The sequence below is a fragment of the Euzebya tangerina genome (genome assembly GCF_003074135.1).
Classification (GTDB): domain Bacteria; phylum Actinomycetota; class Nitriliruptoria; order Euzebyales; family Euzebyaceae; genus Euzebya; species Euzebya tangerina.
In genome coordinates, this window is the sequence record NZ_PPDK01000004.1 from 34695 (window position 1) to 46908 (window position 12214).

12 protein-coding genes are annotated in these 12214 nt (G+C 66.2%); 5 read left to right on the forward strand and 7 right to left on the reverse strand.

The annotated features are described in order from the left end of the window. Complete coding sequence (locus tag C1746_RS20810; protein ID WP_162868033.1) at positions 1-1146, reverse strand: DegT/DnrJ/EryC1/StrS family aminotransferase; 1146 nt, start codon at positions 1144-1146, stop codon at positions 1-3. Continuing rightward, positions 1143-1982, reverse strand: a complete 840-nt coding sequence (locus C1746_RS20815) for a sulfotransferase family protein (RefSeq protein WP_162868034.1) — start codon at positions 1980-1982, stop codon at positions 1143-1145. Before C1746_RS20815 ends, C1746_RS20810 begins: the two co-directional genes overlap by 4 nt. 189 nt (positions 1983-2171) lie before the next feature. Between C1746_RS20815 and C1746_RS20820 the strand changes: the two genes are divergently transcribed. From C1746_RS20820 to C1746_RS20835, 4 genes are all read left to right on the forward strand, one after another. Continuing rightward, complete coding sequence (locus tag C1746_RS20820; RefSeq protein ID WP_162868035.1) at positions 2172-2843, forward strand: FkbM family methyltransferase; 672 nt, start codon at positions 2172-2174, stop codon at positions 2841-2843. Further along, positions 2840-3481 (forward strand): acyltransferase, encoded by a 642-nt coding sequence (locus C1746_RS23045; RefSeq protein ID WP_116716719.1) that lies wholly within the window; start codon positions 2840-2842, stop codon positions 3479-3481. The genes C1746_RS20820 and C1746_RS23045 overlap by 4 nt, the downstream gene beginning before the upstream one ends. Then, the gene (locus tag C1746_RS20830) at positions 3478-4686 is read left to right on the forward strand and encodes a glycosyltransferase family 4 protein (protein WP_116716720.1); all 1209 of its coding nucleotides are present in this window, start codon (positions 3478-3480) and stop codon (positions 4684-4686) included. Before C1746_RS23045 ends, C1746_RS20830 begins: the two co-directional genes overlap by 4 nt. Before the next feature lie 89 nt (positions 4687-4775). Continuing rightward, positions 4776-6188 carry an O-antigen polymerase gene (locus C1746_RS20835; protein ID WP_162868036.1) on the forward strand — a complete coding sequence of 471 codons (1413 nt, stop codon included), beginning with the start codon at positions 4776-4778 and terminating at the stop codon, positions 6186-6188. A 23-nt stretch (positions 6189-6211) separates the two neighbouring features. Here the strand turns inward: C1746_RS20835 and C1746_RS20840 are convergent, their stop codons facing one another. From C1746_RS20840 to C1746_RS20860, 5 genes are read right to left on the reverse strand one after another with little or no spacing between them, the layout of a single operon-like run. Then, on the reverse strand, positions 6212-6994 hold the full coding sequence (locus C1746_RS20840) for a sulfotransferase domain-containing protein (RefSeq protein WP_116716722.1): 783 nt from the start codon (positions 6992-6994) through the stop codon (positions 6212-6214). Further along, positions 6991-7830 (reverse strand): sulfotransferase domain-containing protein, encoded by an 840-nt coding sequence (locus C1746_RS20845; protein WP_116716723.1) that lies wholly within the window; start codon positions 7828-7830, stop codon positions 6991-6993. The genes C1746_RS20840 and C1746_RS20845 overlap by 4 nt, the downstream gene beginning before the upstream one ends. After that, positions 7823-9043, reverse strand: a complete 1221-nt coding sequence (locus C1746_RS20850; RefSeq protein ID WP_116716724.1) for a lipopolysaccharide biosynthesis protein — start codon at positions 9041-9043, stop codon at positions 7823-7825. Before C1746_RS20850 ends, C1746_RS20845 begins: the two co-directional genes overlap by 8 nt. A 55-nt stretch (positions 9044-9098) precedes the next feature. Next, on the reverse strand, positions 9099-10199 hold the full coding sequence (locus C1746_RS20855) for a glycosyltransferase family 4 protein (protein WP_116716725.1): 1101 nt from the start codon (positions 10197-10199) through the stop codon (positions 9099-9101). Then, positions 10196-11395 (reverse strand): DegT/DnrJ/EryC1/StrS family aminotransferase, encoded by a 1200-nt coding sequence (locus C1746_RS20860; RefSeq protein ID WP_116716726.1) that lies wholly within the window; start codon positions 11393-11395, stop codon positions 10196-10198. The genes C1746_RS20855 and C1746_RS20860 overlap by 4 nt, the downstream gene beginning before the upstream one ends. Positions 11396-11606: 211 nt before the next feature. On the opposite strand from C1746_RS20860, the gene C1746_RS20865 reads away from it, so the two are divergent. Further along, positions 11607-12014 (forward strand): LbetaH domain-containing protein, encoded by a 408-nt coding sequence (locus C1746_RS20865; RefSeq protein WP_162868037.1) that lies wholly within the window; start codon positions 11607-11609, stop codon positions 12012-12014. Positions 12015-12214: the final 200 nt, after the last annotated feature.

Below are 12214 nucleotides of genomic sequence, written 5' to 3' on the forward strand. Positions count from 1 at the left end.
TCAGGCCGCGAGCTCCGCCAGCACCGCTACGACCCGGTCGACCTGCTCGCCCGTCATCGTCGGGAACAGTGGCAGGGAGAGGATCTGGTCCCCGGCGCTCGAGGCGACGGGGAAGTCCTCGTCGGTCAGCTGGTACGTGTCGCGGTAGTAGGAGTGCCGGTGCAGCGGTCGGTAGTGGATGCTGGTGCTGATCCCCCGGTCGTTCAGCGCCGCGGCCACAGCGTCCCGCTCCATCCCGAAGGTCTCACGGTCGATGGCGACGACCAGCAGGTGCCAAGCATGGGAGCGGTCCGGCCGTCGGGCCAGGGTCCGTACACCAGGGACGTGTGCAAGCGCCGTGACGTACTGCTCCGCGTGGCCCGCCCGCTGCGCCGCCAAGTCAGCGGCCTTATCGAGCTGGGCCAGGCCGATCGCCGCCGCCAGATCGGTCATGTTGTACTTGAAGCCGGGCTGGGCCACGTCGTAGGTGGAGGGACCGCTGGCGAACCGGCGCCAGGCGTCCTTGGACATGCCGTGGAGGCGCATCACGCGCGCGCGCTCGGCCAGCTCGGCGTCATCGGTGGTGAGCATGCCGCCCTCGCCCGTGGTTATGGTCTTGTTGGCGTAGAAGGAGAAGCACGTGGCTCGGCTGAGGGAGCCGATGGTGTGCTCGCGGTAGGTTCCGGGGAAGCAGTGCGCGGAGTCCTCCACGACCGCGGCGCCGACTGACTCGGCGGCGGAGGTGATGCGGTCCATCTCCGCCGGCTGGCCCGCGTAGTGGACGGGCACGACGGCCTTGGTCCGCTCGGAAAGGACGTCGACGAGTTGGTCGGGGTCCATTCCGAGCGTGTCGGCCTCGACGTCGACCAGGACCGGGTCGGCGCCGAGGTGGCGGACGACCGCCGCGGTGGCGGTGAAGGTCATGGCCGGCACGACGACCTGGTCGCCGGTGCCGACGCCCAGTCCTTCGAGCGCCAGGTGGAGGGCGGCGGTGCACGAGTTGACCGAGACGGCGTGCTCGGCACCGACGGCCTCGGCAAACCGGCTCTCGAACGCCGCACACTGCGGCCCGGTGGTCAGCCAGCCGCTCTCCAGGCTGCTGACGGCCCCGTGGAGCTCAGCCTGGTCGAACGCGGGCCGGTGGAACGGGATCGGGTCGGCGCTCACGAGTCCGCAAGGTAGCCGAGGGCCTGGAGTTGGGGCCGCAGGATGGCCATGACCTCCTTCTGCTCCCCGAGGCCGGACCCCTGGTGCTTGCCGACGTTGGCCGTCGTGATGCGGGATGCGGCCGTGACCACACCATCGACGTCCCGGACCTCTAACTGCTCGGCCAACTCGGTGAGTCGGGCGGCCGGATTCTCCACGAGATCCTCGTACCGGACCTCGACCGTGTTCGGGGGAAGCAGGTGCCGATGGTCCAGGTACGCCTGGACGGTGCGGGCCCACTGCTGTGCGCACACATGGGCCAGGGGGAGCGACGCGACGTCCTGCGCCATCCCCCGGTAGGCCGGTCCCCAGCTGGACGTGTGCGTCCGCGAGAGCCGCTGACGGACGATGCGGGACAGGTACTTGCCGAGGTACTGCGGGTTCTCGCGAACCGGGAAGCCGACCAGCTTCGGCCAAAGGTCCCGTGCTGCTGAGGGGGTGGTCCAACTCCGCATGGCCGACTCCGTCACGTCCCTCCCATCCCGGAACAGCCAGATGTACTGGGCGTTCGGGAGGACCCTGCGGACGAACGGGATGCGTAATGGGTTCGAGACCGTCTTCTCCACCACTCGAGCGTCGCCGTCAGCCATCCGCTGGATCTGCGATCTAATGAACGGTGCCGCCTGGTCGGCGGAGTCTTCAGGGAGTTCATCGTGCGGCAGTGACTCATTCCCTGCGCGCCAGACGTAATTGATGTCGAAGGGCACCACGGAGAGGTCCTTCGCGCCTCCCAGTACGTCTCGCAGCACCTTCGTGCCGGATCGGGCAGCCCCGAGCAAAACGACGGTGTCCTTCATCGCGGGGAGCGTAGCGGTCGCCACCTGCTGATCAGCCCGGCTTGAGCGTCAGCCGAGACATGCGCGCACCGTCCGTCCTGGGCTGCATTCCCGCAAGCCGACCCTACTCTGCGGGCCATGCATGCGAACGCCGATCGGACGCCCCTGCGATACCGATGGTCCCACCATCATCCCGTTCACCGCGCCGCAGTGCGAACCGCGAATGGTGTCCTCTCGCGCATCCCCGCTGAGACCAAGTACTCGATGAGCGGCCTGTTCCGCCGGAACAAGCTGCCGTACAGCCTCATCAATCCCGACAGCATCGTGATCCAGATCGGGGCGCCCTCGGACACGCTGCACGCCGGCCGGGCACGCTCCATGCACTTCGCTCGTCTCACCTCGCCGCGGGGCCATGCCGTCGTCATGGAGCCGGATCCCGCCAGCGCGGCAGCCTTCACCATGATGGCTTCGGAGTTCGGGCTGACCCACTGCGACGTGGTGGAGGCCGGGGCTTGGTCACGTCCCGAGCGACTTCGCTTCCGCATCGACCCCGCCCACCCGGCGACGAACTTCACCGAGGGCCGCGTGCAGTACGACGCAGAGGAGCTCACACGCTATGAGGTCGTCGAAATAGAAGCCCGCCCGGTGGACGAGGTCGTAGCTGAGCTCGGCTTGCCCCGAGTCGACCTGGTCAGCATCACCACCAACGGCGCAGAGTCGGAGATTCTGGCCGGCATGGCAGAGACGATGGCCATGGGCTTGCGGTACGTCTCACTGGCGCGGACGGACGACGGCTACATCGAGCTGATGCGTGAGTACGGCTTCGCGTTCCTCGGCCACGACGACAGAGGGTTCACCTTCTGCCGGGACAGCGGTCAGTGACGAACCGTTTCTCGGTCGGCGTCGCCAGGGAGCGGGCCCTGGCCGCGCCCTGGAAGGTCGCGACGGAGGTGCGCCGGCTGCTGTTCGGCGGGTTCTTCGGCCTCTACCTGCGCCTGTGGCAGGTCGAGCGGGGCAAGCAGGTCCGACTCTACGGTCGCCCGGTCATCCGACGCCATGAGGGCAGTCAGATCGTACTCGGGAACCGGGTGACCCTTCGGAGCTGGTTCACCTCCAACCCGCTCGGTATCCGACGACCGTGCCTGCTCTCGACTTGGACAGCCGACGCCCAGATCCGGCTCGCGGATGACGTCAAGGCCAGCGGGGTGACGATCGTCGCCTGGGAGCGCGTAGAGATCGGGCAGCGAGTCCGAATCGGGGCCAACTGCACAATCGTGGACGCCGACTTCCATCCGCTGCGACCAGATGAGCGCTCCGTCGACCCCCGCCAGTCGCGGACGGCCCCGACGATCGTGGGCGACGACGTCTTCATCGGCATGGGATCGATCGTGTTGAAAGGCGTGACGATAGGAGTTGGTGCGGTCGTGGGTGCCGGCTCTGTGGTGGCGGGTGACGTACCAGCCGGGGCGATCGTGGCGGGGAACCCGGCCCGAACCATCTCCCGAGACGAACTGACATGACCCCGGCGCCGCTCGTCCGCTTCATAAGCACCTACGAGAACCCGACTTCGTACTACCGCGACCTGATCCCGAGTCTTGCGGAGCATGGCTTCGCCGTGGATGTTCTGATGAGCCGGACCGAGTACCGCGGCGGCCGGGGACCGCTGGAGGAAGCGATTGCTCACGATCGCGTCAGCGTCTCTCGGGTGTGGTCCCCGGCCCGGATGGCGTCCTCTCCGATCCGCAAGGTCATGGCCATGATCACGTTCATGCTGGGCGCCGTCCGTCGGACACTGCAGGGGCCCCCGGCGGCCGTCAACATCTTCTTCACTACGCCGCCGTTGTTCGCGCTGTGGGGGATCGTCCTGCAGTCCCTCGGCCGCGGGACGTGCTGCGCGATGATCATGGACATCTACCCCGACGTGTTGGTGGCCGATGGGCGGCTCCCGCACGACGGCGTCATGACCCGTGTGCTGTCCGCGGCCGCCCGTCTGGTGTGGCGGCGAGCCAGCGCCGTCGTCGTAATCGGCCGCGATATGGAACAGCTGGTGCTCGGTTCAGGGGCTCCCCCCGAACGAGTTCACGTCATCAGAAACTGGGCTCACGAGGCGACACGGGAGGCGCCGCCTACCGAGTCGAACGGGCTACGCGAAGAGCTCGGCCTGACCGAAGAGTTCGTCGTGTCCTACGTCGGCAACTTCGGGGTCTCCCACACGTTCGACGAGGTGCTGGAGGTCGCGGAGCAACTCTGTGATCGCGACGACCTCACCTTCGTCTTCGTCGGTGAGGGCGCTCGACGGCCACAACTCGCTGACGCTGCCGCGCGGCTGCGCAACGTCTACCTCCTGCCGTTCCAGCCAGAATCGCGGCTGATCGAGGCGCTTCGCCTCGGGAACGTGAACCTGGTCACGCTGCGGCCGGAGTTCGCCGGCCTGGTTGTCCCGTCAAAGGCGTACGGGGCCCTCGCAGCTGGCCGGCCGCTGCTGTACGTGGGACCGCGCGACTCCGAACTGGCACTGGTGGTCACCGACCTGGCCGTCGGTGTGCAGACCGAGCCGGGCCACAGCGACGGCCTTCTTTCGGCGGTCGAACGTCTTCGAGACGAACCGTCGATGGCTGCGGCGATGGGCGAACGCGCGGCCTTCGTCGCCAGGGAGGACTTCGGGGTCGAGCGAGCACTTCGATCGTGGAGCGAGTTGCTCGGTACCTTGGCTGCTTCAGGATGAGTTCTACCGTCCCGCCCAGCAGCCGAGACTTCACGAAAGCGCGTCTCAACGGTCTGGGCATTGCCCTGGGCAGCATCGTGCTGGGTGCCATGAGCCTCCTGGCTGCCCCGTGGCAGGAGTGGAGCGTCGTAGTCACGATCGGCGCCCTGTGCCTGGCCGGGATCGCCCTCACCCTCGGGCCGAACGCAGACCCGTTCTCCCCCTGGAGCATGGTCTTCTACTCTGCCGCAGTGGGGATCGGTATCCGATCCGTGTACGTCGCCGAGCAGGGTGAGGCTGCGCGGAGCCTCTTCGTCCTAGACTCAATCGGCCAGGAGTGGGTCTATCCCGGTCTGCTGCTGTGCCTCGGCCTCTTCCTGACCGGCCTTGCCTACCGGGCCTCGAGCGGCCAGGTCAGACGGAAGTTTGTGGTGCCTTCTGCGTTCTCCCCGCGCCCTCAGCAGGTGTACCTGGCCGTCGCCATCTTCTCAATCATCGGTCTGGGTGGCTTCCTCGCGTACGTCGACGCGACCACCGGCTTCAACTTCACGTTGATCAGTGGCAAGCGGTCAACGATCGAGACCAGTTTGGTCGGGGTCGAAACATCCTTTCAGAGTTACGAGCACTTGCGCTTCGTGCACTTCGCTGCCGTCGCTGCGTTCGTGGTCCTCCTCGCGTTCTGGACCGAACCCGGCCAACGGTGGACTCCAGCACGGCGATTCGCAGTCGGGCTCACAGCACTCAATGCGCTGAGCTTCCCGTTCTTCGCCAGCCAACGCTCCGGCTTTCTGGCCGTCCCATTGATGGGCTTCGCCATCCTGCACATGCGTGGCAGATCCATCTCTTGGATTCGACTCACTGCGGCGGGCATGGCCGCGGTCGTCACCATCGGCATCCTCACGGGCTTCCGCTCAACACGCGCGGAGTCCGTGGAATCGGCGCTCACCACCATCACGTCCCCTGCAGCACTAGACGCGTTGATCCTCAATCGCAACTTCCTCGACCTGTCCAAGACGGTCCACGTAATAAACTCTGTGGGCGTCCAACTCGAACCGGCCAATGGAACGACATACCTAAGTTATCTCTACGCCCCTATTCCGCGAGCTATCTGGCCAGGCAAGCCGAGCATCGCGCCAGGACCGATCATCGGCCGCGAGATCTACGGGCTTCGCAGGAGCGGCGTGCCGCCCGGCTACTACGCGGAGGCCTACTGGAACTTCGGCCTGCTCGGTCTACTAATCGGATCTCCGATCCTCGGCTGGGCACTGCGCCGAGGGGAGTTGGCCTTCCGCGCCGGGGGCAACGAATCCATTCCGGGCGTGTGCCTATACGTGGTGGTGGTGCTCCAGTTCGGCGAGTTAGCCGTTGGCGCTGGACTCGGACCGGCCGTCTTCGGCGCCGCAAGCGATGTCGTCATGCTGCTCGCACTTCTGTTCGTGGCGAACAGCCTATCCGCACCGATCGGGAGGCCAGTCGTCTTGGCCAGGGCCCTGGGTCGGAGAGAGGACTTCGCGACTAGCTGATCGGCATCGCTCCTCCCATGGAGCTACGGCTCGGGCGGGTAGTCCGCTATCCCGTACTCCTCAGCCAGACGGGCGTAGGTCTCTCGCTCTGTCGAACCGAAGACCACACGCCAATCACGGCCCCTCGACGAGCCGACCGCCACATATCCCGGACCGAACCGATCCCCATCCAGACCCTCCTCAGCCTCGACCTTTCGAATGCGGTCGATCCTCGCGTACTCGACCGCGGACCGGACCCGGTCGGTCGTCACGTCGATGTCGAGCGACTGCATGGTGGCTGCCAGCGTTTCTTGTGGAGTTGCGCGCAGTTCCTCGTACCGCACGATCACGCTCGCCCGGCCCTGCCACGATCGGCGGTGCCGACTCCAGGCCGGTACACCCCGCTGCACGTCCTGAAGGAAGGCGTTGAAGCTTCCGGCGTACGGCCGGACGGTGGACTTGCTCGCCATCTCGTAGTACGAAAGCGCCGCATTCCGCGGGTCCCGAACCAGGAGAACGGTCCGACCAGGCCTCGCCATGACGATCCGTCGGTACGGCAAGTGCGTCTTCACGAATCGCGGAATCTGACGGTGTGTCCAGGGCTCTGACAGGTCAGAGAGCCCCAAGCTCGGCATGAGGTCAGGAAGGTCGCGCAAGACGCCATGGTGATCACGCGGATCCAGCAGTCCCAGCAGCAGCAGCCTGAACCAGGTGTTGCCTGAACGGGGGTAGGAGGTGAGGAAGATATCGTTGCGGCGGAGATGTGCGACACCTTGCGCATGGCGAAGGAGGCTGCTGACTCGCCGACGGACCGGTACCCCGCTCATGATCCCTGCAGGGTCGGCCAACACGAGCTGGTGATCCCCTGCTCGTCGGCGAAGGCTGTCGTGGAATCCAGAAGGGTCGAGCGAAGGTCGTCGCGTAGTCGCTGGGGCATCTCCGGCCTCGCGCTTCCGTCGCGCAGTATCACTCGCTTCATCCCACGGCGTACGGCGCCCGGAATCAGCCGTCTTCCGAACTCGGCGTAGAGGGGATGGCGAAGGGTGGCCCCCAACCGCCCCGCGGCGACCCTGTTGCCTCCACCTTGGTTGTAGATCTGGTCGGGCTCCGTTGTGGAAACCCCGTGATGGTCGACACCCAAGAACGCGCAAAGGTCGGCCACGACGCCTAGGCGATTGCGCACGTACTCCTCGAAGACGACTACACGAATGTTGTCCGACGAGAAGACCGCCTGCCACGCGGCGAGTTGGCGGCCGTACTCGGAGGCGCCGACGATCTCGGGGTGTTCTCGCAGTGCGTCTTTCAAGCTAGAGGCGCAAAGACCCCGGACCGCCCAGTGATGGTGGTGGGATAGCGCTCTGTCGATCGGGTCACGCACCAAGTAGATGATGCGCAGGTCGGAACCGAAGACATCGCGCCCACGAGTCGGCACACCCGGATGGAGCTCCTCGATCGAGTACATCGTGCTGAAGTCGCGGAGCAAGGTGCTCTCGTCCGGCTGATTTCGGGTGTACTGCTCCCTCAGCCGTACCGTCGACCGATCGTGCAGCAGGAATCCAGGCTCCTTGGTCGGGCTGCGACCGATGGCGGGAACTCGACCCAGATCCTCGTACAGACTGGTGGTGCCCGCCTTCATGGCACCGATCACCAAGAAGTCAGTCACTCCCAACCGCCTCGCTCGTGGATGCGCGAACAGAGCGCAGAGTGAGAGGAATCGTCACGACCAGTCGGGCCAAGCCTCCAAGCGCCACCGCCACTGCCCCTCCGACTGCTCCGCTCCTCGTGACCAACCACCACGCGGTCAAACCGGTGGTGGCGGCCGCCACGGTGTCGATGGTCAGGTACACCTCGAAGCGCCGAGCCGCCTGCAACGGCTTGGCGAAGAACTGACCCACGATGTTAAGGCTGACGCCCAAGGCGAAGGCGACGAGCAGGTCACGATCGGCGTACTCCGGCCCGATCAGGGAGAGCAGCGGTGGCCCGATCGTGATCGAGAACACCAGCAGGCCACCCGCGATGACCACACCCGTCGCGACCAAGAGTCGGAGATCACGCATGACGTCTCCTGCTCGACCATCGGCGAGTGCTTTGGACATCCTCGCCACCACGATGGCCGACACCGCACCGGCCACGATCGAAACGCCGTTCATCAGCGTCCCAACCGTGGCGTACACCCCGAGAGCCGAGAGCCCCACGATCTGCTCGACCGCGAACCGCGGGATGTTGAAGTGCAGCGAGGTCACAAACCCGTCGGCCCCGAGGGACCAGGTCCGCTTGACGAGCCCTCTGATGGCTCCCCACGACAGGGGATCGGTGGATAGCAGTGGTCCGACGCCGAATCGGTTCCACTCACGGACAGCGAGCGTCAACCAGATCGCTGCGACGCCACCGACTGCTACGGCCGCCGACGCGCCGGCAGCCAACAGCACGAGCGACGCCACGACGCCGAGAAGGCCGCGGATGGCCAGCGCCCGTCCGACAGCGTCCCCGTTCTGCGACCGTAGACCGAAGCCGTAGGCGAGGTTGCTGAGCGAGTCCGCCGCTCGGTAAGCGACGACCATCAAGCCGACCAAGAACGCCGAACCCTCGGTCTGAAGCCGCAACACCACGATCAGCGCAACCGCGGTGATGACCACGCTCCCCCTCCGGAACGCCCGGTACCGCACCGTCGGAACCTCGTGCTGTGCGTCGGTCGCGACCGAGATACGGAGATTGAGGTCGGTGAGCAGGTACAGCGGCGTCGCGAGGGCAAGGGCGTACGCCACCTCCCCGACGTCGCTCGGCGTCAGGAACGTCGCGAGGGCGGCGAGCAGAAGGAACTGTGCTGCTCCGTACACGATGTTGCCGCCGGCCAGCCAGGTCGATTGCCGTTGCAAGGTGGGCCTGCCGCTTCTGCTGGATTGCACGCGAGCCGGAGGATCGGGCTGCTCGTCAGGGTCGTGAGATCGCACTCGTAACCCGATCCAGGAGCTGGGCGGTCATTTCCGATACACCGCTATTGCTCGACACGGCCTTCGCGTTATGAGCGGCCAACTCGGCGCGCTCTGCCGTGGCCATCCGGTGTGCCGTCGCCAGGTGCCTTGACCATGCAGGCGCGTCGTCCGGGTCCGCAGGCCAGTACCGAACATCCCATCGGTCCTGCGCGCTGCGGTAGGCCGCAAGGTCGGAGACGATCGGTATGCAGCCGTACAACATCCCCTCCAGCAGCGAGTTGGAGAGCATGTCCTCGCGAGCAGCGGAGGCGAAGACATCGGATGTGCGCATGCGCTCGCAGAGGGTCGCGTGGTCCAAAGGACCGACGTCGCGGACGTTGACGTCCGCAGTCTCTGCCTCTCGGAGGAGTGCGGACAGGTGGTCTCTCTCCTCGGATGTAGGGGCCGGATAGATCAGGTCCAGGCGGAAGCGGGCATCCCCAGCCTCCTGCGCCAATGCGACCGCATGGATCAGGTGCGAGATGCGCCAGTGAGGATCCACCCGCCGGGGATGGATGATGACGGTCTCCTCCCCTCCACTCCCCGGCGCCGATCGCAGGACGTCGTCGTACACGGGCACGCCCCAGGGGAGGGAGATGAACCGGCCGTGCAGTGACCGCTTCGCCACCGACTCTGCGAGCGGCTGGATATCAGCCGTCGACCCGTAGACCACGTCGGCGCGACGAAGCGCGATCCTGGCGAGTTGGGTCAGTACCGCTGAGCCCCTCGCGTGCGCGTACAGATCACTTCCGTACAGCGTGAGGAGCATGGGCGCGTCAACCGTGACGAGGGCTGAGGCGAAGCCGTAGGAGGTTGCGCCGTGTGCGTCCACGAGGTCCGGATCGAGGCGTCGGAACAGCTGTCTCAACCGCCAGGCGGCACCGAGGTAGGTCAGTCCCCCAGCGCCGGCGCTGGGCAGACACACTTGTTCGTACTCGCTGGGGGGAGACGTGTCCGGGTGCATCGTCGCGACGATGACCTCGTGACCCATCTTCGCCATCGCGGTCGCGCGATGTCTCACCAGGGGATAGTTGCCCCGGGCGGCGACGAGGATCTTCACGGTGCGCGCAGGGCCCGGCCGATCGCAGGAGCCCGATCGTGCGCGCGGGCGATGAGGTCACAGACCACGGTGACATCCGCCAACGTCATGGCGGTGCCGGTGGGCAGGACCATGACCTGCTTGGCCACTCGCTCCGTGGCCTGTAGCGAATCCGCGACGTCGGATCCCCGCTCGCGGTAGGGGCTCATCCGGTGACAGCCGGGGTAGAAGTACCGCCGCGCGCGCACGTTGTCCGCCCATAGTGCGTCGACCAGTTCATCCCGGCTCAGCCCGAATTCCTCGGCATCGACCTGCGTGACGACGTACTGCCCGTTGGTGCGGGTCGCCCCAGGGTCCCAGAGGGTGATCCCCGGGACCTGCGCGAGGCGGTTGCGGTACCGCTCGAGCACCGCGTGGTTGTGCTCCACGATGTGCTGCATCACCGCGAGCATCGAGAGCCCCTGTGCCGCAGACACCTCGTTCAGCTTGGCGTTGGTGCCGAGTCTCGTGACCTCGTCGTACCCGGCGAAGCCGAAGTTTCGCCGCAGCCGCAGTTCGGCTGCCAGCGCATCGTCGTCGGTAAGTACCGCGCCCCCCTCGAAGGTGTTGATGAACTTGGTGGCGTGGAACGAGAGCGTCGACGCCACGCCGTGAGCCCCTATGCCGCGGCCGTGCAGGGTGCTGCCGAAGGCGTGGGCCGCGTCATAGACGAGGGGGATGCCGTCGAGCTCCGAGATGTCCAGGCTCTTGGCGTCGAGGATGCCGCCCCACAGATGCACCCCGACCACGACCGCGGTCTCAGGGGTAAGGGCCGAAGTCACAGAGGACTGGTAGAGGTGATGGGTGTCCTCTTCGATGTCGGCAAAAACGGCATCCAAGCCCGCCCACTCGGCGGCGTGCGGTGTCGCGATGAAGGTGAAGCTCGGAACGACAGCCGAGCCGCGGAGCCCCATGGTGTCCAAGAGCAGCGTCGCGGCCAGGGTGCCGTTAGCGACGGCAATGCAGTGACGTGCCTCTGAGATCGAGGCCACCTGCTCTTCGAACTCGCGGACGAGCGGCCCGTCGTTGGTGAGCCACCGCCGGTCCAAGACGTCCTCAACCATCCGGGTGAACGCGGCCCGGTCACCCAGGTTTGGGCGCCCCACGTGGAGGGGCTCCGCGAAGGCCCGCGCGCCGCCCAGGACCGCCAGATCCTGAGCTTGGTCAGCGGTGGTCATGGGGCAGCGGGATACGTTGCGGGATATGAACGGCGATCAGCACGGTGAACGATGGGTCCTTTTGGGAGGCGGTGGCCACGCCCTCGATGTGCTTTGGGCCGTACACGGTAGCCGCCGAGCACTCGGTTTCGTGGCAGACACCGCACCGACCGAGGAAGGCCTGAGGCGACTCGGACTCCGGTATCTCGGACCGCCAGCTGAGGTTCCCACCTTGGACGCGCGGGTGGTCCCGGCGATCGGCTATCCCGTGCCCCGGTGGACCGTAATCACCAGAGATGGCCTTGAATCGTATCTCGCCCGTCCCGTGGTGAGCCCGGATGCGCGGGTTCACCCGACGGCGGAGTTGGCAGAAGGCGTCGTGGTCATGGCGGGCGCGAAGGTATGTGCAGGCGTTCGGCTGGGCCCGGCCACCCTGGTGTCCTACAACGGCTTCGTGGGACACGGCAGCACGCTCGGCACGTCGGTCAGCGTTATGCCGAACGCCTCGGTTTGTGGAGATGTCATCGTGGGCGACCTCTCCCTTGTCGGGGCGAACGGATGCGTGCTGGAGGAACGCGTTCTGGCCGCAAGATCCGTCGTTCCGGCAGGAAGCACCTTTCGTTCCGCAAATTCCGAGTAGTCGTGCCCTTTGCACCTGGACTTCGCTGAACAGTTGACACAAACGCTGGCGAAGACTCAGGCCGGAACTCCAGTAGGCACCTGTTCGGTCGACGAACCATCGGACCCCATCCTCGGGGCTCAGGATAGAGGAATGGCGGAGGTGTCCATCAAATGGGGGCAGCGCATTCACAGGCGGCCAACGTCAGCGTCGACCTCTAC

What these genes read in the sequence shown, in the direction of transcription:
- C1746_RS20815 (WP_162868034.1), bottom strand. Translation starts at nt 1,982, where the DNA reads ATGAAGGACACCGTCGTTTTGCTCGGGGCTGCCCGATCCGGCACGAAG.
- C1746_RS20860 (WP_116716726.1), bottom strand. Translation starts at nt 11,395, where the DNA reads ATGACCACCGCTGACCAAGCTCAGGATCTGGCGGTCCTGGGCGGCGCG.
- C1746_RS20830 (WP_116716720.1), top strand. Translation starts at nt 3,478, where the DNA reads ATGACCCCGGCGCCGCTCGTCCGCTTCATAAGCACCTACGAGAACCCG.
- C1746_RS20835 (WP_162868036.1), top strand. Translation starts at nt 4,776, where the DNA reads ATGAGCCTCCTGGCTGCCCCGTGGCAGGAGTGGAGCGTCGTAGTCACG.
- C1746_RS20840 (WP_116716722.1), bottom strand. Translation starts at nt 6,994, where the DNA reads ATGAGCGGGGTACCGGTCCGTCGGCGAGTCAGCAGCCTCCTTCGCCAT.